The 21,898-nt window shown below is 65.0% G+C and carries 23 protein-coding genes; 8 read left to right on the top strand and 15 right to left on the bottom strand.

Annotation, left to right across the window (positions count from 1 at the left end):
* Positions 1–17: 17 nt before the first annotated feature.
* The 9 genes from recO to rpoZ form a co-directional block, all read right to left on the bottom strand.
* On the bottom strand, positions 18–773 hold the full coding sequence (gene recO / locus G572_RS0100540; RefSeq protein WP_029056818.1) for a DNA repair protein RecO: 756 nt from the start codon (positions 771–773) through the stop codon (positions 18–20).
* Positions 774–806: 33 nt separating this feature from the next.
* Positions 807–1,769: a GTPase Era gene (gene era / locus G572_RS0100545; RefSeq protein ID WP_084649809.1), complete on the bottom strand. Its 963-nt coding sequence runs from the start codon at positions 1,767–1,769 to the stop codon at positions 807–809.
* Positions 1,766–2,485 (bottom strand): ribonuclease III, encoded by a 720-nt coding sequence (rnc, locus tag G572_RS0100550; RefSeq protein ID WP_029056820.1) that lies wholly within the window; start codon positions 2,483–2,485, stop codon positions 1,766–1,768. Before rnc ends, era begins: the two co-directional genes overlap by 4 nt.
* Before the next feature lie 31 nt (positions 2,486–2,516).
* On the bottom strand, positions 2,517–3,269 hold the full coding sequence (gene lepB / locus G572_RS0100555) for a signal peptidase I (protein WP_029056821.1): 753 nt from the start codon (positions 3,267–3,269) through the stop codon (positions 2,517–2,519).
* Between the two features lie 222 nt (positions 3,270–3,491).
* Entirely contained in the window at positions 3,492–3,929 is a 438-nt protein-coding gene (gene acpS, locus G572_RS0100560) for a holo-ACP synthase (RefSeq protein ID WP_029056822.1), read from the bottom strand.
* 3 nt (positions 3,930–3,932) lie between these two features.
* Positions 3,933–4,688: a pyridoxine 5'-phosphate synthase gene (locus G572_RS0100565; protein WP_029056823.1), complete on the bottom strand. Its 756-nt coding sequence runs from the start codon at positions 4,686–4,688 to the stop codon at positions 3,933–3,935.
* Positions 4,689–4,752: 64 nt separating this feature from the next.
* Positions 4,753–5,352: a DUF2062 domain-containing protein gene (locus G572_RS0100570; protein ID WP_029056824.1), complete on the bottom strand. Its 600-nt coding sequence runs from the start codon at positions 5,350–5,352 to the stop codon at positions 4,753–4,755.
* Positions 5,353–5,391: 39 nt separating this feature from the next.
* Positions 5,392–7,611: a RelA/SpoT family protein gene (locus G572_RS0100575; protein WP_029056825.1), complete on the bottom strand. Its 2,220-nt coding sequence runs from the start codon at positions 7,609–7,611 to the stop codon at positions 5,392–5,394.
* Between the two features lie 127 nt (positions 7,612–7,738).
* Entirely contained in the window at positions 7,739–8,143 is a 405-nt protein-coding gene (gene rpoZ / locus G572_RS0100580; protein WP_029056826.1) for a DNA-directed RNA polymerase subunit omega, read from the bottom strand.
* Positions 8,144–8,597: 454 nt separating this feature from the next.
* Here rpoZ and G572_RS0100585 point away from each other — a divergent pair, with 454 nt between their 5' ends.
* Positions 8,598–9,197, top strand: coding sequence for a LabA-like NYN domain-containing protein (locus G572_RS0100585; RefSeq protein ID WP_029056827.1), 600 nt, complete (start codon positions 8,598–8,600; stop codon positions 9,195–9,197).
* Positions 9,198–9,209: 12 nt separating this feature from the next.
* Positions 9,210–9,860 carry a uracil-DNA glycosylase gene (locus tag G572_RS0100590; protein WP_029056828.1) on the top strand — a complete coding sequence of 217 codons (651 nt, stop codon included), beginning with the start codon at positions 9,210–9,212 and terminating at the stop codon, positions 9,858–9,860.
* 19 nt (positions 9,861–9,879) lie between these two features.
* On the opposite strand, the gene G572_RS0100595 is transcribed toward G572_RS0100590, so the two are convergent.
* From G572_RS0100595 to G572_RS21865, 5 genes are all read right to left on the bottom strand, one after another.
* Positions 9,880–10,659 (bottom strand): arginyltransferase, encoded by a 780-nt coding sequence (locus G572_RS0100595; RefSeq protein ID WP_029056829.1) that lies wholly within the window; start codon positions 10,657–10,659, stop codon positions 9,880–9,882.
* Between the two features lie 27 nt (positions 10,660–10,686).
* Positions 10,687–12,513, bottom strand: a complete 1,827-nt coding sequence (locus tag G572_RS0100600; protein WP_029056830.1) for an SLC13 family permease — start codon at positions 12,511–12,513, stop codon at positions 10,687–10,689.
* A 184-nt stretch (positions 12,514–12,697) separates the two neighbouring features.
* Positions 12,698–13,186 carry an RDD family protein gene (locus G572_RS21860; RefSeq protein WP_037545447.1) on the bottom strand — a complete coding sequence of 163 codons (489 nt, stop codon included), beginning with the start codon at positions 13,184–13,186 and terminating at the stop codon, positions 12,698–12,700.
* 75 nt (positions 13,187–13,261) lie between these two features.
* The gene (locus tag G572_RS0100610) at positions 13,262–14,485 is read right to left on the bottom strand and encodes a threonine ammonia-lyase (RefSeq protein ID WP_029056831.1); all 1,224 of its coding nucleotides are present in this window, start codon (positions 14,483–14,485) and stop codon (positions 13,262–13,264) included.
* A gap of 42 nt (positions 14,486–14,527) precedes the next feature.
* Entirely contained in the window at positions 14,528–15,148 is a 621-nt protein-coding gene (locus G572_RS21865) for a LysE family translocator (RefSeq protein ID WP_051241393.1), read from the bottom strand.
* Between the two features lie 84 nt (positions 15,149–15,232).
* Between G572_RS21865 and G572_RS0100620 the strand changes: the two genes are divergently transcribed.
* Positions 15,233–16,627 carry an aminotransferase-like domain-containing protein gene (locus tag G572_RS0100620; protein ID WP_029056832.1) on the top strand — a complete coding sequence of 465 codons (1,395 nt, stop codon included), beginning with the start codon at positions 15,233–15,235 and terminating at the stop codon, positions 16,625–16,627.
* Positions 16,628–16,651: 24 nt separating this feature from the next.
* Here the strand turns inward: G572_RS0100620 and hemB are convergent, their stop codons facing one another.
* On the bottom strand, positions 16,652–17,680 hold the full coding sequence (gene hemB / locus G572_RS0100625; protein ID WP_029056833.1) for a porphobilinogen synthase: 1,029 nt from the start codon (positions 17,678–17,680) through the stop codon (positions 16,652–16,654).
* Between the two features lie 187 nt (positions 17,681–17,867).
* Here hemB and G572_RS0100630 point away from each other — a divergent pair, with 187 nt between their 5' ends.
* The 5 genes from G572_RS0100630 to mmsB are packed head-to-tail and all read left to right on the top strand — an operon-like array spanning position 17,868 to position 21,898.
* Entirely contained in the window at positions 17,868–19,007 is a 1,140-nt protein-coding gene (locus G572_RS0100630) for an isobutyryl-CoA dehydrogenase (protein ID WP_029056834.1), read from the top strand.
* A 56-nt stretch (positions 19,008–19,063) separates the two neighbouring features.
* Positions 19,064–19,420: a DUF5367 family protein gene (locus tag G572_RS0100635; protein WP_156884432.1), complete on the top strand. Its 357-nt coding sequence runs from the start codon at positions 19,064–19,066 to the stop codon at positions 19,418–19,420.
* A complete protein-coding gene (locus tag G572_RS0100640; RefSeq protein WP_029056836.1) occupies positions 19,420–20,484 on the top strand; it encodes an enoyl-CoA hydratase/isomerase family protein in 1,065 nt (354 codons plus the stop codon). The genes G572_RS0100635 and G572_RS0100640 overlap by 1 nt, the downstream gene beginning before the upstream one ends.
* 51 nt (positions 20,485–20,535) lie before the next feature.
* Positions 20,536–20,946, top strand: coding sequence for a DUF6163 family protein (locus G572_RS0100645; protein ID WP_029056837.1), 411 nt, complete (start codon positions 20,536–20,538; stop codon positions 20,944–20,946).
* A 55-nt stretch (positions 20,947–21,001) separates the two neighbouring features.
* On the top strand, positions 21,002–21,898 hold the full coding sequence (gene mmsB / locus G572_RS0100650) for a 3-hydroxyisobutyrate dehydrogenase (protein ID WP_029056838.1): 897 nt from the start codon (positions 21,002–21,004) through the stop codon (positions 21,896–21,898).

Consider the following 21,898-nt stretch of genomic DNA (forward strand, 5'->3'; position numbering starts at 1 on the left):
AGGCAAACCGGCGCTTTTCAGCTCTCGGCGGTCGCGCGGCGCACCGCTTCGATAAAGCCGTCGCGCGCCGGGGACACCGGTACGCCGCGCGGGGCGTAGACATGCCGGTCGAGGAAGTAGCCGGTCAGGCGAAATGCATCGGCCAGCGACTGGGGATCGACCTCGGATCCGGGCGTGGCGACCTCCGGGTTGTCCCGGGCCCGCAGAAAGGCCGGAAGAGGTAAAAGCCTGTCGGCATAGGGCGCGCCGGCGATGCTGCAAACCGCGCGGCCGGACTTCGGCGACACATAGATCAGGTCGCTGCGCTGTCCCGTCGCGGCGCATTCGGCGAGGTCGAGACCGAAGCCGAGCTCGGCGAGCACCTGAAGTTCGAAATGCACCATCAGCGGGCCGGCGATGGCCGGTGTCCCCAGATGGTTCAGGATCGCCGTCAGCCCGGCATGCAGCTGGGGGTGGGGATCGCGCTCGGGCAGGAGATGCAGGAGCGCCGCCAGCGCCTGGATCCCGTAGACGCCGCTCGCCGCGCTCATCAGGTCGGCGGCACGCTGCGTCACGGGTTCGACGGCAAAGGTGCCCAGATGATTGTCGATCCGCGCGCGCCACACCAGGTCGACCGTATTGCCCGGCTGGAGCGCCGCCTGCATCTTGCGGCTGCGACCGCCGCGCACCAGTCCCATGTGCCGCCCGCGTCCGCGCGTCATGACCTCGAGGATGACGCTCGATTCCCCGTGACGCCGGGTGGCGAGGATGATGCCGTCGTCACTCCATTCCATGGTCGCTCGCCGTTCCGCTCCGTGCGCCAGACGTCAGCGCGGGAACTCCAGCCCCATCTCGCGGTAGCGCTCGGGATCGTCGGCCCAGTTTCCCCGAACCTTGACGAAGAGGAAGAGATGCACCGGGCAGCCGAGCACCTCGGCGATCTCTCCGCGCGCGGTCTGCGAGATCGCCTTGATCGTGCGCCCGCCCTGGCCGAGCACGATCATTTTCTGGCTGTCCCGCTCGACATAGATCGTCTGCTCGATGCGCACCGAGCCGTCCTTGCGTTCCTGCCAGCTCTCGGTTTCCACCGTCGACATGTAGGGCAGCTCCTGGTGAAGCCGCAGGAACAGTTTTTCGCGGGTGATTTCGGCCGCGAGCATGCGCATCGGCAGGTCCGATGCCTGGTCTTCCGGGTAGAGCCATGGGCTTGGCGGCACGGCGGCGGCCAGATGGTCCATCAGCTTGTCGAGGCCGAACCCCTTGGACGCCGACACCATGAAGGTCTCGTCGAAGGCAACGCGCTCGTTGGCCTTTTGGGCAAGGTCGAGCAAGTGATCGCGCTTGGTGATGTCGATCTTGTTGAGAACCAGCACCTTCGGCAGTTTCACATCCGCCAGCCGGTCGAGAATGGCCTCGGCGCGCTCGTCGATGCCTTTCTTGGAATCGATGAGCAGGACCACGATATCCGCTTCCCGCGCGCCGCCCCAGGCCGTGTCCACCATCGCGCGTTCCAGCCGTCGGGTCGGCCGGAAGATGCCCGGCGTGTCGACGAAGATGATCTGGGAGGCGTCCTGCATGGCGATGCCGCGCACAAGCGTGCGTGTCGTTTGCACCTTGTGCGTGACGATGGAGACCTTCACCCCGACGAGGGCATTGAGCAGCGTCGATTTCCCGGCGTTCGGCGCCCCGATCAGCGCGACGAAGCCCGCCCGCGTCTCGGACGCGGCGATCGCTTCGGGCTCATTCGGTTCACCGGCCGGGCCGGCGGTCTCGTCTGGCGTGTCGTTCACGTGGGTTCTGTCTCCGTCCACAGGCCTTCACGCACGAGCGCGGCTTCGGCTGCGCGCTGCTCGGCAAGGCGTTTCGATCCGCCGGTCCCGAAGGCCGGCTCCGTATCGTCAATGTCGACGCGCACGGTAAAGCGCGGCGCGTGATCCGGACCGCTCCGGTCCGTCATTGTGTAGCGTGGCGCGGTCTTTCCGCGCCCTTGCGCCCATTCCTGCAGCATGGTCTTGGGATCGCGCAGCGGACCGCTGTAATTGGTCATGCGCGGTCCCCAATGCCGCTCGATGAGAGTTTGCGCCGCTGCGAGGCCGGCGTCCAGATAGATCGCCGCGATCACGGCCTCGCAGACATCGGCGAGGATTGCGGTTTTCTTGCGTCCACCGGTCTGGGCCTCGCTGTCGCCGAAGACGATGGCCTCGCCCACTTCGAGATCGCGGGCGACATCCGCACAGGTCTCGCGGCGCACAAGCTGGTTGAGCCGGCGGGCAAGCTCGCCTTCCTCGGCCTGGGGAAAGCTGTGATGCAGCATGGTGGCCACCGCCAGCCCGAGAACCCGGTCGCCAAGGAATTCAAGCCGCTGGTAGCTCGTCCCGGCGTCGCCCCTGGCCGTGGCGCTGCCGTGGGTGAGGGCGCGCGTCAGGAGCGACCGGTCGGAAAACGTGTGGCCGAGGCGGGCTTCCAGGGTTTTTTCGGCGCTGCGCTGCGCTGTGTTGGCGTTCATCGATACGGTGTCCGCGCGGTGGGGCGACCGGTCACAGCGTCCGGAACAGGCGGCTGAACCGCACTGTCCAGGGCCATTTCCAGAACATCCAGGCCGACGCCTCCTCGTCGACGGAGAAGAACAGGATTTCGGCGCGGCCGACGAAATTCTCGAACGGGACATAACCGACCGCCGAAAGCACGCGGCTGTCGGTGGAATTGTCGCGGTTGTCACCCATCATGAAATAGTGCCCCGGCGGCACCTTGTAGACGCGGGTGTTGTCCCAGGTCCCGCGCATGGTGAGATCGAGCGTGTCGTAGGTGACGCCGTTCGGCAGGGTCTCGCGGAAGCGGGGCACGCGCCGCACGCTGCCGAAGGAATCGGTGGCGATGAAATCGTCGATGCGGGTGCGTTCCACGGCGGTGCCGTTGATGTGCAACACGCCGTCGATCATCTGGATCTCGTCGCCGGGCAGGCCGATCACGCGTTTGATGTAGTCGGTGGCATTGTCACGCGGGAGCTTGAACACCGCGACATCGCCACGCTTGGGCTCTTCGGCCCAGATCCGGCCCTCGATCGGGATCAGCCCGTAGGGAAACGAATATTGCGAATAGCCGTAGCTGTATTTCGAGACGAACAGGTAGTCGCCGATCAGCAGCGTGTCCATCATCGAACCCGAGGGGATGTTGAAAGGCTGAAACAGCAGCGTTCGCACGATCAGCGCGAGCGCAAGCGCCTGCACAAGCACCTTGGTGGTCTCGTAGATTCCACCGTCTTTGCTTTTCTTGTCTTCAGACACGCTCATTTGATCCTTCGCGACTTGAACGCATATCGGCCGCCGATATCCACCGGCTCATGGGGCGGCCGGCCAGGAAAGACGCGCCACTGTGTGCCGCCGCACGGGCGTGCATCGTTTCGACGGTAACGTCTTGCGCGCACGCGTGAGGAGGTGAGACCGCGTGTGCATCTTGGCTTGTACCGGCTCGCTTTCGCCGGCGCAATGCAAAGCCGCGCGCGCCGCATCGCCTCAGCGGTCGTTCGTGGCCGGCGAAAGCGCCTGCGGCCAGTCGGCCGGCCATGCGGTGATTACCACGAAGGCCTGCGCCAGCGGTTCGTCGTCCGTGATCGTCAGGTCGATGCGCGGATGAAAGCCGTCCGGCACAAGTCTCGCCAGTCGGCATTCCGCCGAACCGGTGAGCTGCATTGTCGGCTTGCCGGACGGCAGGTTCACAACGCCCATTTCCCGCCAGGCCACCCCCATGCGAATGCCCGTACCGAGGGCCTTCGAGCAGGCTTCCTTGGCCGCGAACCGCTTGGCATAGGAGGCGGCGCGCAAGCGGCGACGGTCGGAGCGCCGCCGTTCCTCCTCGGTGAAGACGCGCATGACGAAGCGTTCGCCGAACCGTTCCAGCGTCTTTTCGATCCGTCGAATGTCGATCAGGTCAGATCCGATGCCGACGATCATGGATCAGGCCGCCCGGGTCCGGCCGAGGGTCATGTGCTCGCGCATCTTGGCAATTGCGGCTTCCAGGCCGATGAAAATCGCTTCGCCAATGAGGAAATGGCCAATGTTGAGTTCGACCAGTTCCGGGATTGCCGCGATCTCCGCCACCGAGTCGAAGGTGAGGCCATGGCCCGCATGAACCTCAAGTCCGACGGAGGCGCCGTAGCGCGCGGCGTCCTGGATACGCGTGAGTTCCCTTGCCGCAGCAGCGTGATCGCCCTCTGCGAAGAGGTCGCAATATCGTCCGACGTGAAGCTCCACCACCTCTGCGCCAAGCGAGACGGCGGCATCGAGCTGGGCGGTGTCCGCCTCGACGAAGAGCGAAACGCGGCTGCCGTTCTCTGCGAGTTCCGAGACGATCGGTGCAAGCTGATTGTGCTGGCCGCGGGCATCCAGCCCGCCCTCGGTGGTGCGTTCCTCACGCTTTTCGGGAACGATACACGCCGCATGCGGCTTGGCCTTGAGTGCAATCGCCAGCATTTCGGGCGTTGCCGCCATCTCGAAATTGAGTGGAAGGTCGATCTCGCGGCTCAGCCGCTCGATGTCCGCATCCGAAATATGGCGGCGATCCTCGCGCAAGTGCGCGGTGATCCCGTCGGCGCCCGCGCGCGCGGCCGCATGGGCTGCGCGCACCGGATCCGGCACCGTCCCGCCGCGGGCGTTGCGGATGGTTGCGACGTGATCGATGTTGACGCCGAGACGCAGGCGCTGGCTTGTCATGACAGTCTCCCGAAAGCAATCGTAAAGGCACGGCCGACGCCGCACGATGGGCAATATGGCCGCGTTAGGACTGCGCGTCGAGATCCGCTTCGCCGTTCTTTCGGGCGGCAAGGCCGCGTCGTGCGGCGAGGCGGACCCGCCGCGAACGCTGATAGGTGCGCACGCTGTAGTAGACCAGGAAGTAGGAAGAAAGGCCGATGGCAAGTCCGAGCGGCATGGCGCCGATAAGCATCGGCTTGATCAGCGGCAGCAGCGTATCGAGCGACCGCTCGAAGAAGCCGCCTTCGAGGTGGCGGTCGAGGGCGCCATGGTCGAGCGTTTTCGCCTCGCCGTAGAGAATCAGCGCGCCGACCTTGTAGGTCGACGCCCAGATCAGCGGGAAGGTGAGCGGGTTGCCGATTGCGGTGCCGAGCGCCGCGGCAAGCATGTTGCCGCCGATGATGAAGGCGAGCACGAAACTGAGAACGAAATGCAGGCCGATGAACGGCGTGATCGAGGCGAAGGCCCCGGCGGCAAACCCCAGTGCAATTGCGTTGGGAGAGGCCGTCAGGCGCAGCACGCGCTTCGAGAAATAGCGGGCGGAACGAGCGAAACTGTGCCGCGGCCAGACCGCGACGCGCAGTCTTTCCAGATGATTGGGTGAGATGCGGCGTTTGAAAAGCATCGTGTGTTTCTTTGTCGTCTCGCGCCAGGCGATAGCAGGTCAGCCGATTTCCCGGGTTACGCTCGACACATTCGGTTTGGCTCGCAGCTGATTCATGATCCGAGTGAGGTGTTTCAGATCCCATACCTCAAGATCGATGAGGATTTGATGAAAATCTGCCGCCCTTTTCAGCATTTTGAGATTGTCGATGTTGCCTTCCAGATCCGCGATGGTTGCGGCGATCGTCGCCAGCGATCCCGGTTCGTTGAGCGCCGCGATCACAATGCGGGCGGGAAACCGTTCATGGGCGTCATTGCTCATGTCCCAGCGCACGTCAAGCCAGCGGTCGGTTTCTTCTTCGAACGCCTGCAGCGCGGGCGACTGTATCGGATATATGGTGACGCCGACCCCCGGTGTCAGGATGCCGACGATGCGATCCCCCGGAACAGCTCCGCCATCGGGCGCGAATGACACCGGAAGGTCGCCCGCCAGGCCGCTGATCGGCAGAACGGGGGCTCCGTTTTCCTCGTCTGTCGCGCCGGCGTCGGGGACGCGGAATTTCATCCCGCTTCCGGCTTCCAGATCGAACCAGCCTTCCTCGCCCGCCACCGGCATGGTCTGCAGCCGGTCGTCGCGGTAGTCGGGATAGACGGCGGCGACGACATCATGCGCGCGCATGTCGCCGCGCCCGACCGCAGCCAGAAGATCCGCGACGCTGCCGTGGCCGGTCGTCCCGATTACCCCGGCGAGACGCTCGTCCGTCAGCGAATGCCCGGCGCGCAGGAAGGCGCGGTCCAGGATATGCCGGCCGAGGGAACCATATTGCTCGCGCGCCGATTCCCGCGTCGCCCGGCGGATCGCGGCCCGCGCCTTGCCCGTGATGGCGATGTTTTCCCAGGCCGGCGGCGGTGTCTGGGCCTGGCTGCGGACGATATCGACCTCGTCGCCATTCCGCAGCTCGGTCACGAGCGGCATGATCTGGCCGTTGATCTTGGCGCCGACGCAGGTGTTGCCGATGTCGGTGTGAACGGCGTAGGCGAAGTCGATGGGGGTCGCCCCGCGCGGCAGCGCAATCAGCCGTCCCTTCGGCGTGAAGCAGAACACCTGGTCGTGAAAAAGCTCCAGCTTGGTGTTTTCCAGGAATTCTTCGGGCGTGTCGCCCTGCGACAGCATCTCGATCGTGCGCCGCAACCATTCATAGGCGCGGCTTTCCTCATCGAGCTTGGCGATGTTTCGCCCGCCGAGCTCCCCGTCCTTGTAGAGCGCATGCGCCGCGATGCCATATTCCGCGACCCGGTCCATCGCCGTCGTGCGGATCTGCAGTTCCACGCGCTGCCGGCTTGGGCCCACGACAGTCGTGTGGATCGAGCGGTAGTCGTTCTGCTTCGGCGTCGACAGATAGTCCTTGAACCGGCCCGGCACGGTCGGCCAGGTGGTGTGCACGACGCCAAGCACCCGGTAGCAGGCCTCCACGGTGCCGACGATGACGCGAAAGCCGTAGATGTCGGAGAGCTGTTCGAAGGCGATCGACTTCGATTGCATCTTGCGGAAGATCGAGTAGGGGCGTTTTTCGCGTCCGCGTACGATTGCCGCAATGCCGCGCTCTTCCAGCCGATGCGTCAGGTCCGCTTCAATGTCGCCGATCAGGCTCTGGTTTTTTTGCTCCAACGCGGCGAGCCGCTCGGTGATCGTGGCATGGGCGTCGGGGTTGAGGGTGCGGAAGGAGATATCCTCCAGCTCCTCGCGCATGTCGTGCATGCCCATGCGCCCGGCCAGCGGCGCGTAGATCTCCATCGTCTCTTCGGCAATGCGTCCGCGCTTGTGCTCCGGCATGTGATGGAGCGTGCGCATGTTGTGCAGGCGGTCGGCCAGCTTGACCAGCAGAACGCGCACATCGTCGGCGATGGCGAGGAGGAGCTTGCGAAAGTTTTCCGCCTGTTTGGCCCGTTTCGACACCAGGTCGAGCCGCTTGATCTTGGTCAGCCCGTCGACAAGCTTGCCGATTTCCGGACCGAACATGCGGTCGATCTCGTCGCGGGTGGCGGAGGTGTCCTCGATCGTGTCGTGCAGGAGGGCGACCGCGATGGTGGCGTCGTCGAGGCGAAGGTCGGTGAGGATCGCCGCGACTTCGAGCGGATGCGAAAAATACGGATCGCCCGATGCGCGCATCTGCGTGCCATGCTTCTGCATGGCATAGACGTAGGCCTTGTTGAGTAGGGCCTCGTCAGCGTTGGGGTTGAACCGCTGGACCCGTTCGACCAGCTCGTACTGCCGCATCATCGCGGTAACGCCTCACGTATCCGCTGCGCCCGCATCAAGATGCGCCGGATGAAAAGCAAGAAGTCCGGGACGGGCAGGGGCCGGCCCCGGAAAATACGACGTGACGAGCGGCAGACGGCGTATCCGGTCAGATGTCGTCCTTGCGCTCGGGCGGAACAAGGCCTTCGAGGCCGCGCAGCAGGTCTTCTTCCGACATGCGGTCGAATTCCACTGCGGAATCGTCGACGGTGTTCACTTCGGTGCCACCGCCTTGCTGCGATGCATTGGGAACCATGGGGACCGCATCCGCCTCGGGTTCGTCGACTTCGACGTACTTCTGAAGCGAGTGGATCAGATCTTCCTTGAGATCTTCCGGGCTGACGGTTTCATCGGCCACTTCGCGCAGCGCCACGACCGGGTTCTTGTCGTTGTCCCGGTCGATGGTGAGCGGCGAGCCGCTGGAAATCATCCGCGCCCGATGGCTCGCCAGAAGCACCAGCTCGAAGCGGTTCTCGACCTTGTCGATGCAATCTTCGACGGTCACGCGCGCCATTGGTATTCTCCGTAAACTGTGATCGGCAAGCCGCGATATGTACTGCCTTGACAGGGCAATGGCAAGCCTTGCGGAAGCCCCCGCGCATTATTTGTTTCTAAGTTAATCATCGTTTCCGGTTGTGTCTTTGTGCGACTCACGGTGGAAGAGTAATGAAGTTCTGTTGCTGTTTCCTGCGGAAATGGTGTAGGGAACTTGATTAAACCGGAAACCTACTAGGCGACTGGATAAAAACGAAGCACCGAAAAAATCAAACGGGTGTTTCACGGGCACGTGACGCCGGGGCAGAAATGTCCTGGAGTAGGCAGGTCGATCCTCGAGACGGATGTCGTGGATATATTCTTGGACGAGCGGTCGGGCGAAGCCGGAAAACCGGAACGGCCGCTCCTTAATATGGTATATTTTCCGGATTGTCGGAGGCCGCCCTGCATTACAGTGAAAGGCATTGAAAGTGATGTTCGATCCCAGAGAAAAAGTTGCATTGTTCATTGATGGCGCCAACCTGTACTCGACCGCCAGGACAATTGGCTTCGATATTGACTACAAGATGTTGCTCCAGGAGTTCCAGAAGACGGGCTATCTGCTGCGCGCCTATTATTACACGGCCCTGATCGAGGATCAGGAGTATTCCTCCATTCGTCCCCTGATCGATTGGCTCGATTACAACGGATACAAGGTCGTCACCAAGCCGGTGAAGGAATTCGTGGATTCCAGCGGGCGCCGCAAGATCAAGGGCAACATGGATATCGAGCTTGCGGTCGATGCCATGGAAATCGTCGAGCACGTCGATCACATCGTCCTGTTTTCGGGCGACGGCGACTTTCGTTCGCTCGTGGAGGCGCTGCAGCGCAAGGGGCGCAAGGTCAGCGTCGTGTCGACCCTGCAGACACAGCCGCCGATGATCGCCGACGATCTGCGCCGCCAGGCCGATCACTTCATCGATCTCGCGACGCTGTCCAAGAAGGTCGGCCGCGATCCGGGTGAACGTCCGGCCCGTCCGGGCGCCGACCGTCCGCGGCGCGTCGAGACGGACGACGAAGACGACGATTACTGATCGGTCGCGCGCATGTCCTTGCCATTGAACCCGCCGCGGGATTGCCCGGCCTGTCCGCGGCTGGTGGAATTCCGGCAAATGCACCGCGCCCGCAATCCGGAGTGGCACAACGCACCGGTGCCGACGTTCTCGGCGCCGGCGCCGCGCCTCCTGGTGGTCGGGCTTGCCCCGGGGCTCAAGGGGGCGAACAAGACGGGGCGTCCCTTTACCGGCGACTATGCCGGGGACCTGCTCTACGAGACGATGGTCGATTTCGGGTTCGCGCGCGGCACATATCAGGCGCGGCCCGACGACGGACTGACGCTCGTCGACGCCGCCATCACCAACGCGGTGCGCTGCGTGCCGCCGGAAAACAAGCCGACGGGTGCGGAAATCCGGACCTGTCTGCCCTATCTTGAGGAAACGATTGCCCGTCTCGGCGGGGGAATCGTGATCCTGGCGCTCGGGCGGATCGCGCATGACGCCACGCTCACGGCTTTGAAGCAGCGCAAATCGGCATTTCCCTTCGGCCACGCCGCGCGCCATGCGCCAGAGGGCACGCCGGTGCTTTTCGACAGCTATCACTGCTCGCGCTACAACACCAATACCGGCCGCCTGACCCGGGACATGTTCCGGGCCGTGTTTTCGGCGATCCGCGACGAAATCGACGCCGCCGCCCGGTGACGGGCGGACCGCGGCGCGGTCATTGTCCGGTTGGCGGATTATCCTCATCCGTCGGCGGGGCGGGCACCCAGCCCTCGGGGCCGAGGAGTTCCTGGGGCTGGAAGCGCGACTTGTAGTCCATCTTCGGCGATCCCCGCACCCAGTATCCCAGATAGACATAGGGCAGGCCCAGCGCCCGCGCGCGCTCGATGTGGTCGAGGATGAGGTGCGTTCCAAGACTGCGGCTGCGCCGATCGGGATCGAAGAAGGAATAGACCATCGACAGGCCGTCGCTCAGCATGTCCGTCAGCGCGACGGCAAGAAGCGGTCCGTCGCCCCGCCCGTTGAGGAAACTGTCGGGTCCGCGTTTGCGGTATTCGACCAGCATGGTTTCCACGTGTGTGTCTTCCACCATCATCGCATAGTCGAGCACGGTCATGTCCGACATGCCGCCGTCGGCGTGACGGGCGTCGAGATAGTGGCGGAAGAGGTCGTATTGCTGCGATGAGGGCGCGGGTGCGGCTGCCGTTCCGATGATGTCGGCGTTCTTGCGCCGCAGCCGGCGAAAGGCCCGCGTCCAGCGGAAGTCGTCGACGCGCACCCGCACGGAGACGCAGGCCTTGCAGTCCTCGCAGGCCGGGCGATAGGCGATGTTCTGGCTGCGCCGGAAGCCGCCCTGGGTGAGGACCTCGTTCAGCGTCTGCGCCTTGGATCCCACCAGGTGGGTAAAGACCTTTCGTTCCTGGCGTCCGTCCAGATAGGGGCAGGGCGCAGGGGCGGTCAGATAGAATTGCGGAGTATCGGTCGGGTGCCGCGTCACGGTCGTTGGGTCTCCACTCCTCGCCTGCTACAGCATGGCAAAGCCATAGTACACGGGCGCAACCAGAGTGAACGTCAGCCAGAGCAATATGGCAAGCGGTGTGCCGGCGATCAAGAAATCGGAAAACCGGTAATGGCCCGGACCCATCACGATGAGGTTGGTCTGATAGCCGATGGGCGTGGCGAAGGAACTGTTGGCCGCGAAGATCACACAGGTGACGAAGGCTTCCACCGGCAGACCCGTGGGCCCCGCCATGTTGACGGCGATTGGCGTAAGAAGCACCGCGGTCGCATTGTTCGACAACAGGTTGGTGAGCGTCATGACCAGAAAATACAGTGCGGAGAGGATCACCATCGGCGGCTGGTTCTGGAGCTGCGTGACGAGAACGTCGGCAATCACACGCGCGCCGCCGGTCACCTCCAGCGCCGTCGCGGAGGCAATGGAGGCGCCGATCAGCATGAAAATACGGCTGTCGACGGCCCGCAGTGCCTGACGCACGTTCAAACATCCGGTGGCGATCAACGCGAAGGTCGCGGCGACGGACGCGGTCACGATCGGGACAAGGCCGGTTGCGCTCAGGAGCACCATGATCAGGAAGATCGTCAGCGCGCGGGGCGCCAGGCGGCGCGGCGGAACTTCGGCGGCCGACCAGTCGAGCAGCAGAACGTCGCGATAGGTTCGCAGTTTCTGGATTTCCTCCGCGCCGCCGGCCAGGAGCAGCACGTCGCCGGGTTCCAGGCGGATTTCCGTCATGGCCATGCGCGGCATGCGCGAGCGCCGCTGCACGCCCATGACGACGCAGCCCGTCTCGGTGTGAAAGCCGCTCTGGGAAATGGTGCGCCCGCTCAGCCGTGAGGCCGGGGCGACAACCGCTTCGGCGAGCGTGAGGGAGCGTTGCGGGACCGGGGGATCGGTTTCGCCGCTCTCCTCGCTTTCGGTCCCCATCAAGGGATGCCTGCGTGCCAGCGCGGCGGTCAATGCGGAGCGTGTGGCGGCGACAATCAGCGTGTCGCCCGGGCGCAGGGTCACATTCTCGAAGGGGGGCAGGATCGGTCGTTCGCCGCGCTGGACCAGACGCACGGTCATGTCCTTCAGCGCCGGAAACAGCCCGGCGACCGCGGTCGTGCCTTCCAGGGGATGGCCGTTGGAAATGTGGATCTGCGCGATGAACTGCTTGCCCGACGAGGGTTGCAGCTCGTCCGCCATCGTCTTTCTCGGGCGCAGCAGATAGGGCATCACGAAGAGCACATAGCAGCCGCCGACCGCCGCCAGGATCAGGCCGAGCCCGGTGAAGCTGAAAAACCCGAGGCGCACGTCGCTGGTGCGTGCCGCCACATCGGCCACGAGAAGGTTGGTCGAGGAGCCGATGAGGGTCGTCATGCCGCCCAGAATGGCAATGAAGGAGAGCGGCATCAGCAGCCGGGCGGACGACTTGCCTTGCGCGGCGGCCACCGCCGACAGGATCGGCAGGAACATCACCACGACGGGCGTGTTGTTCAGGAAGCCGCTGATCACCGCGACGGCGATCAGGATCGGCGCGGCGGCCAGATGCGGCGCGCGCTTGGTCGCCCTGACGATGAATTGCGCCGGCTTTTCAAGCGCGTCCGTCTGGAACAGTGCCTGACCGACGATCAGCAGGCAGGTGACGGTGACCAGCGCGGGATTGGCGAAGCCGGCCAGGAGCTCTCCCGGTCCGATTCCGGTTTCGCCGGGAAAGACCGTGAAGATGACCATCAGCGCGACGAGCGACCCCAGGGCGACATACTCGAGCGCGAAACGCTCCATCGCATAGAGCACAATCGTGGCGACGATCACCACGAACGTGAGGATCATGGCGGGATCGGCTGGCAGCATGCGGTCGGCCCATATCCTCTTTCCGGCCACGCAAAGGCGCGCGGCGCGACGTACGCCACAACCTTTCTATCCGTCGCGGGACGCTTCGCAAAGAAGGAATGCTTCCCGAAAGCGCTTGATCCAGGAAAGTTTTGCCAGTCGCCGGTCTTCGGGCGGGCGCATCAAACCGTACGTGGCACTCCGCTCAAGGGTCGACCGCGCGGTTTACGACGACCGTGCCGATAACGAGGTCGTGCAACAGCCGCTTCTCGCCGTTGAACAGCGAAACCGCCAGCACCAGCGGCGTGAGCAGCGAGATCGAGAACCAGAACAGCAGCGCATGCATGCCGGCGATCAGGATGTCGGGTCGGTCGCCCCGTACCATGCGCATGGTGACACCCATCGCACGCATGCCCGGTGTCGCGCTTGTCGGGCCGCCAAGGGTCAGCGCGACATAGACGAGGGCCACGGCCGGCCAGAGGATGGGAAACAGCAGCCATCCAAGCCCGAGCGTGAAGATGCCGAGAAAGAACACCAGGACCGTCGCCATGAGCGTCAGCACGCCGATCAGGATCGCGTCGATGACGAAGGCGAAGATCCGGTTTGTGCGTACGCTGGCAAACAGCCTCGGATCGCTGAAGGCGCCGAAGGCGGTGGTGTCTTGCATCTCGTGATGCGGGGAAGGGGAGGTCATGCTGTCCTTTCGTGCGGTTGCTGCCTTCAGGTGGGGATTGCGCAAGGCGCTGTCAAATCGACCCGGCCTGCCCGGTCAAAGGCGCGATTCGCCAAGGTCCAGCATGCGCACGCTGAAATCGTGCCCCTCCAGCGCCGTGAGGATCTCCTGCGCATGGGTCCGGTCGTGCGTTTCCATCGTGACGTCCAGCGTGGTGCCCTTCGCGGGAACATTGAGAAACAGCCGGTGGTGCGAGACTTCCAGGATGTTGCCGCCAAGCGACCCGATCAGGGTCGAAATATCGCCCAGAACGCCCGGGCGGTCCGGCGTGGTGATGCGGATCGACAGCAGGCGGCCTTCGTGGGCCAGCCCGCGCACCATGATCGACGACAGCAGCCGCGGGTCGATGTTGCCGCCGCACATGACCAGCCCGACGCTGCGGCCCGCGAAGCGCTCGCGGTGGGAGAGCAGCGCGGCAAGACCGGCGGCGCCGGCGCCTTCCGCCATTGTCTTTTGCTGGGTGAGATAGGCGTTCACCGCCTGTTCGATGGCTGCCTCGTCGACCAGGAGAATGTCGTCGACGCTCTCGCGCACGATCTCCAGCGTCAGCTCTCCCACGTTCTTGACCGCGATCCCCTCGGCGAGCGTTGCGCCGCCGCACTGGACGGTCTCGCCGTCGAGCGCCCCCTTCATCGATGGGTAAAGCGCGGCCTCGACGCCGATGACCTCGATGCCGGGGCGCAGCGCCTTGGCGGCCGTTGCCATTCCGGAAATCAGGCCGCCGCCGCCCACTGGAACGACGAGACACTCGAGGCCGGGATGGTCTTCCAGCATTTCCAGCGCGATGGTGCCCTGGCCGCAGATGATCGCTTCATCGTCATAAGGGTGCACCCAGACGAGGCCTTCCGCTTCCGCGATCCGCTCGGCCTCGGCATGCGCGTCGGCCAGCATCTCGCCGGCCAGAACCACCCGCGCGCCATAGCCGCGTGTGGCGGCAACCTTCACGAAGGGGGTCGGTTTCGGCATGACGATGGTCGCGGGAATGCCGAGCCGTCCGGCGTGATAGGCAACCGCCTGCGCGTGGTTGCCGGCCGACATGGCGATGACGCCGCGCCGGCGCTCGTCGGGCGAAAGCGCCGACAGCTTCACCAGCGCGCCGCGTTCCTTGAACGCGTTGGTCACCTGCAGGTTCTCGTATTTGACCCAGACGTCCGCGCCCGTGAGGCGCGACAGTTTCGGGGCCGGCAGGCACGGCGTGCGCATCACGGCCCCGGAGATCAACTGGGCCGCGGCGCGGATGGAATCGAGCGAAACCGACATGACAGGGTCACCGCGAAAGGGTCCGGGACCCTTCCTGTGCCATCAAGCCGGGATGATTTGCAAGCTCGCGATGGTCGAGCCGACCATGACGGCGGCCAGGGCGATCTTGAGCCGATACAGCAAACGGGATTGGCCGGCGGCCATCCGCAACCGGCCGCCGGCCAGCAGCCACAGGCCGTTCAGGATGCCGCCGAGCACCCAGAATGTGAGCGACACGAGAAGCGCATCGGCGAGATAGCGCCCGGGCGAGACGAATTGCGAGATCGCCGCGATCTGCATTGCATAGGCCTTGGGGCTGAGCGGGTGAACCCAAAGCCCGCGCAGATATCCCGGTATCCGCCGGGCGTCGCCGGCCACGCCGTTGCCCGAGCGCACAATGGTCCAGGCGAGATAGACAATGTAGCCGATGCACAGCCAGCGCAGCAGCTGGAACACCTGCGGCGCGCTTTGCAGGAGGGCGTAAAGCCCCAGAACGTTCAGCCAGAAGATTATCTGGAAGCCGCTCATCGTGCCAAGCAGGAATGGGACCGCCGGTCGGGCGCCGAACGCCAGTCCGCTTGCCATCAGCGACATGTTTGCCGGTCCCGGAGAACCGACCATCGCGACGATGAACAGGACGAGCACGCCGTACTGGGCGAGCGGCATGAAAAAATCGGAGGGCATCCGCCATCTCCCGGCGCTGGAATTGTACGTTCTGTCGCCCAAAATGAATGAGACAAAATGTGATACAATGTTTATATTGTACTCATGACAATTTTCTCCCAAGCCACCGCCGAGGGGCCGGCGACTGCCAGGACCATCGAGGCGACCTTGCGGGCGCGGATCGCCGACCACACGCTTGCGGCGGGCGAACGTCTGCCGCCGATCCGCGAGGCGGCCTGGCAATTGCGCTGCGCGCCGGCAACCGTGGCGCGGGCCTATCGCGCGCTGGTGGTGGCCGGGCTTGCCCATGGCGAGGTCGGGCGGGGCACCTTCGTCGGCGGGCCAGACCGGCGGTCCGCCTTTCCGCCCCGTGCCACGGCGTCGACCGGGGACGAGGCCGGGATCGTCGACCTTGCCGTCAACGGTTTCCAGATGCATGACGCCACGCCGCTGGTCGGCGCGGCCTTCGAACGGGCGACGGCCCGTCTTGCGGCGGGCGCCGTGCCGGCCGGATACGCCGCGCCCGCGGGACGGGAGGAGGACCGCGTTGCGGCTGCACGCTTTCTCGCGCGCTGGCGTCCCGGCCTCGCGGCGCGGGAGGTGGTGATCACCCATGGCGCGCAGTCGGCGCTGTCGGCGGTCTTTCAGGCGCTTGCCGGGCGTGGCGGCGGAATTGCCTGCGACGCGGTCACTTATCCGGGCATCATCGGAGCGGCCGTGGCGCTCGGGATCCCGTTGTATCCGGTCGCAGGTGACGAAGACGGCATGCGCGCCGACGCGCTCGAGGCGGTTTGCGCGCGCCATCCCGTCTCGCTGGCGGTGGTGATGCCGGATGTGCAGAACCCGACGGGCGTTTCGATGCCGCAGGCGCGGCGCGCGGATCTCGCGTCGGTTGCGGTGCGTCAGGGCCTGACCATCGTGGAGGACCGGATCTACGGCTTTCTGGTGCCCGACGCGCCGGAGGGGTTTTCCGGCATCGCACCGGAGCGCACCGTGCTTGTCTACGGTCTTTCAAAGAGCGTCGCCCCGGTGCTGCGGGTCGGCTATGTCGCAGGGTCCGTTGACATGATCCGCCACGTCGAAGCGGTTTTGAATGCAACCAGCCTGATGGTTTCGCCCTTGCTTGCGGATGCGGCGAGCTGGGTTCTGGAGCAGCCCGGGATGGAGACGCGCTGCACGGCATTGCGCGCCGGGATTGCCCGTCGCGCCGATTGCTGTCGCACCCGCTTTCCCGGACTGGACGCGGACCGCCTCTCGGGCGGCATTGCCTGGCTTCCGCTTCCCGGCGACTGGACGGCGGACGGCTTTGCAGCGGAAGCGGCTTCCCGGGGTGTGCGGGTCAGCCCGGCCCGGCATTTTTGCGTGGAACCGAGAAACGCACCGCAGGCGGTGCGGCTTTGTCTTGCCAATGTCGCCGATGACACGCGCTTCGAGGCCGGCCTGGAGGTTCTGGCCAGCCTTCTTTCGCGCGACGCGCGGCCTGCGCGCATCGCTCCGTGAGAACAGGTCGCGCGGCGAAAAGCGTCAGCCCTTGAGGCGACGCGCGACCTCGGGCGCGAAATAGGTGAGGACGCCGTCTGCACCGGCCCGCTTGAACGCCATCAGGCTTTCCAGCATCGCGCGGTCGCGGTCGAGCCAGCCGTTCTGGGCTGCGGCGCAGATCATCGCGTATTCTCCCGACACCTGATAGGCGAAGGTCGGGCGCCGGAAGGCGTCCTTCACCCGTCGAATGATGTCGAGATAGGGCATTCCGGGTTTGACCATGATCATGTCGGCGCCTTCCTCGAGATCGAGCTCGACCTCATGCAGCGCCTCATCCGTGTTGGCCGGATCCATCTGGTAGGTGCGTTTGTCGCCGACAAGCGTGGTGTTGGTGCCGACCGCATCGCGGAACGGCCCGTAGAAGGCCGAGGCGTATTTTGCCGCATAGGACATGATCTGCACGTCCTGATGCCCGTTGGCGTCCAAGGCTGCGCGGATCGCGCCGATGCGCCCGTCCATCATGTCGGAGGGGGCGATCACGTCGGAGCCCGCATCCGCCTGCAGCAACGCCTGCTCGACAAGTTGCTCCACCGTCTCGTCGTTGACGATGGTCTCGCCCTCCATCAGCCCGTCATGTCCGTGGCTGGTGTAGGGGTCGAGGGCGACATCGGTGATCAGTCCGACGGGAAGCCCCGCCGCGCGGATTTCCCGGCAGGCCTGGCACACCAGGTTTTCCGCGTTCAGCGCCTCGGATCCGCGCGCGTCGCGCAGCTCCGGGTCGGTGTTGGGGAAGAGGGCGATTGCCGGAATGCCAAGCGCCGCGGCTTCCTCCGCCTGCGCGCGGATGCGGTCGACACTGTGGCGCATGACGCCCGGCATCGACGGGACGGCTTCCTCGACATTCGACCCGCGCGTGACGAACAAGGGCCAGATGAGATCATCCACCGTCAGCGTGTTCTCGCGAACCATCCGTCGCGACCAGTCGGTGCGGCGGTTGCGGCGCATGCGCCGGCCTCCGACAACGGCATCGACGGTGGCGGGACCGCTCGCGGGGCGCTGGGGCGCTGTCATGCTTCTACTCCGGGAAAGACGTTTGACCTTGAAGCCGCGACATTAGCATCGGAAAGCCCGCGGCCGAAAGGCGGGGGAGAGGGAATTCCGGGTCGCAATTGACGCAGGCGCGGGGGGCGGATAATCCCACTGGGCAGGTCGCCGCGCGAGTTCCCCCGCGTCGACGCGACGGGAGGAGGGCAGTTCGATGGATTTCACCCTTGGCGAGGACCAGCGCGCGTTTCAGGACGTTGCACGCCAGTTCGCCCGCGACGAGATGGAGCCGAACGCGCGTGAATGGGACGAGACCTCCCGTTTTCCCGAAGAGACGCTGCGCAAGGCGGCCGAACTCGGGTTCGGCGGCATTTACGTCGGAGACGATGTCGGCGGGTCCGGGCTGACCCGTCTGGACGCGGCCGTGATCTTCGAGGAACTGGCCGCCGGCTGCACCTCCACCGCCGCCTATATATCGATCCACAACATGGCCGCCTGGATGATCGACCGCTTCGGCGTTGACGCCCAGCGCCAGCGCTTTCTGCCGGCGCTGTGCACAATGGAGCATTTCGCGAGCTATTGCCTGACGGAGCCGGGATCGGGGTCGGATGCGGCAAGCCTGCGCACGCGCGCGGTCCGCGACGACGACGACTATGTGCTCAACGGCTCCAAGGCGTTCATCTCCGGCGGCGGGCGCTCCGACATCTATGTCGTGATGGTGCGCACCGGTGACGCCGGGCCGAAGGGGATTTCCTGCCTGGTGGTCGAAAAGGACGCGCCGGGCCTCAGTTTCGGTGCTCAGGAAGCCAAACTCGGCTGGAAGAGCCAGCCGACCGCGCAGGTGAATTTCAGCGATTGCCGGGTGCCCGCTGCCAATCGCATCGGCGCGGAGGGCGACGGTTTCAGGATCGCCATGGCCGGTCTCGACGGCGGCCGCCTCAACATCGGCGCCTGTTCGCTGGGGGCGGCGCAAAGCTGTCTCGACCGCTCGATTTCCTATCTCAAGGAGCGCAAGCAGTTCGGCAAGCCGCTCGCCGAATTCCAGGCGCTTCAGTTTCGCCTCGCGGACATGGCGACGGAGCTTGAAGCCGCGCGGTTGCTGCTGCACAAGGCCGCGACGCTCGTCGACGCCAAGACGCCGGACGCAACCCGCATGGCGGCCATGGCCAAGCGAATGGCGACGGATGTAGGGTTCTCTGTCGTCAACGAGGCGTTGCAATTGCATGGCGGCTACGGCTATCTGCGGGACTATCCGGTCGAGCGCTTCCTGCGCGACGTGCGCGTGCACCAGATCCTGGAAGGCACCAACGAGATCATGCGAATGATCATCGCGCGGGACCTCCTGAAGGATTGAGCGAACGGTCGGGCGGAATCGCGGAACGGCGAGGGAACATGCGGCGCGGATTGATCGTGGGCATCTTGGGGTGGATCGGGGCAAGCCTCGTCTTCCGTCTGTTCGGTCAGTACATTCTGGTCGGCCCCGGGCTTGCCTATGTGGTTGCGCTCGTCGTCGGCGGGGTTGCGGCGAGCGCGGTTGCGCTGCTGGCGGCGCGGCTCTTTTGCGAACCGGGCAAGAGCGCGCGTTTTGCGGCGGGTGTTGTCATGCCGGGGCTTTTGGGCGATGCGGCCGCGACGCTCGCCTTCGCGCGGGTGTTTCCGGAAATTCCGCCGGAGTATGACGTTTTGTTCGCGGCGATGATGCTTTGGGGCTACGGCGTGATCCTCGCCGTGCTGATCCTGTTTGGCGACAAGGTTGTGAGGACTTGATGAGCGAAGACGAGATCCTGTTCGAAATCCGCGGCCATGCGGGACTGGTGACCCTGAACCGGCCGAAAGCGCTCAATGCGCTCTCCCACGGCATGGTTTTGGCGCTTGCCGCCAAGCTCGAGGAATGGCGCGAAGACGACCAGGTGCGTTGCGTGGTCGTGCAGGCGGCGGGCGAAAAGGCCTTTTGCGCCGGTGGCGACATCCGCAGGATCTACGATCAGGGCACGGCGGGCGATCCGTCGCAGGTCGGGTTCTTTGCCGACGAGTATCGTTTGAACGTCCAGATCAAGCGCTACCCCAAGCCCTATGTCGCCCTGATCGACGGTATCGTCATGGGCGGTGGCGTCGGCGTGTCCGTTCACGGCAGCCACCGGGTCGGCACCGAACGCACCATGTTCGCCATGCCCGAGACGGGAATCGGCTTCTTTCCGGATGTCGGCGGAACCTATTTCCTGCCGCGCATGCCGCATCACACCGGCATGATGGCGGCGCTGAGTGCCGCCCGCCTCAAGCAGGCCGACGCTTTGTGGGCCGGGGTTCTCACCCACGCGGTGACGTCGTCCGACCTGGATGCGCTCACCACGGCCCTTTGCGAAGGCGCGCATCCCGACGAGGCCCTTGCGGCCTTCGCGCGCACGGCCTCCGACCTCGGAGCGGACGAAGCGCCGCTCGCGGCCCGTTCGGCAATCTGCGCGGATGTCTTCGGCAAGGACACGCTGGAAGAGGTGCTCGCGGCATTGGATGCGGTGGCCGGCGAGGGGGGCGACGGCGAATGGGCGGCGAAGCAGCTGTCGGCGATCCGCACCAAGTCGCCGACCAGCCTCGCGCTTGCCTTCGTGCAATTGCGCAAGGGAGCGGATCTCGATTTCGAGGCCTGCATGCGTCTCGAACACCGGATCGTCAGCCACATTCTGAAGGGGCATGACTTCTATGAGGGCGTGCGCGCGGTGATCGTCGACAAGGACAATCAGCCCGACTGGAAGCCGCAACGGATCGCCGATGTTCAGCCGGCCGATATCGAGCGCTATTTCCAGCTTCCCGATGGCGGCGATCTCGATGTCTGATAAAAGGAGCGCCGGGCTGCGCTGACCGGGCGCGGCGGGGCCGGAGATCACATGAACGCTTTGCTACAAGACTATTGGAAGAACCGGCCAGCATGGTCGGTGGCGCTGATCTGGTATCTGCGCGCGATGGCCGTGCTTCTGATCGGCGGCGGTCTCATTCACTGGGCCCGGATTGTCGGGATCGTGCCCTGGCGCGGGGTCTGGTTCTGGGACATGCCGATCGAATGGCAGGCGGCCACCGTGTTTTTCGCGGTTCTGGATCTCGTTGCCGCCATCGGTCTGTGGCTGACCGTCTCCTGGGGCACGGTGATGTGGCTCACCCGCGCGTTGACACAGGTGGTGATGCACACGGCCTTTTCCGATGTCTTCGGGCGTCGGCCTTATGAAATCGGCTTCTACCTGACGACCATCGCGATCTATCTGGTGCTTCTGTATCTGAGTGACCGGGAGCAGCGAAGGTGACGCGCATCGCGCGACAAGAACACGCTCAATCATCGAAAACGGGGAGGTTTCATCCATGACAACGATCGGATTTGTCGGGCTTGGCAACATGGGCGGGCCGATGGCCGCCAATCTGGTGGCGGCCGGCCACACGGTTTGCGGGCTCGATCTCTCGCCCGACGCGCGTGCGCGCCTGAAGGAGGCCGGCGGCAAGCCGGTGGAATCGGTGGCCGAGGCCGTGTCGAGCGCGGATGTGGTCGTGACCATGCTTCCCGCCGGCACGCATGTGCGCAAGGTCTATGGCGGGGACGCCGGCATTCTCGCCAATGCGCGCCCCGGCACCTTGATGATCGACAGCTCCACGATCGATGTCGACAGTGCCCGCGCCGTTGCCAAGGAGGCGGCCGGCGCCGGCATGGCGATGGTCGATGCCCCCGTTTCCGGCGGTGTCGCCGGCGCGGCCGGCGGCACCTTGACGTTCATGGTGGGCGGCCCGGACGACGCCTTCGAGGCGGCCAAACCCTATCTCGAGATCATGGGCAAGACGATCGTTCACGCCGGCGGGCCCGGCAACGGCCAGGCGGCGAAGATCTGCAACAACATGTTGCTCGGGATTTCCATGATCGGCGTGTGCGAGGCCTTCGTTCTGGCCGAGCGGCTCGGCCTCGATCACCAGAAGCTCTACGACATTTCGTCGACGGCATCGGGCCAGTGCTGGTCGCTGACGAGCTATTGCCCGGTTCCCGGTCCGGTCGAGACCTCGCCGGCCAATCGGGACTATCAGCCGGGCTTCGCCGCCGCGATGATGCTGAAGGACCTCAAGCTTGCCCAGGAGGCTGCCAGCGCCAGCGGCGCTTCGACCCCGCTCGGTGCGGAAGCCTCAGCTCTTTACAATCTGTTCTGCAACCAGGGCGAAGCGGACACGGATTTCTCCGGCATCATCCGCTTCCTGCGTGGCGCGGAAACCGCCTGA

Origin of the sequence: Stappia stellulata DSM 5886 (assembly GCF_000423705.1) — a bacterium.
In the GTDB taxonomy this organism is placed as follows: Bacteria; Pseudomonadota; Alphaproteobacteria; order Rhizobiales; family Stappiaceae; genus Stappia; species Stappia stellulata.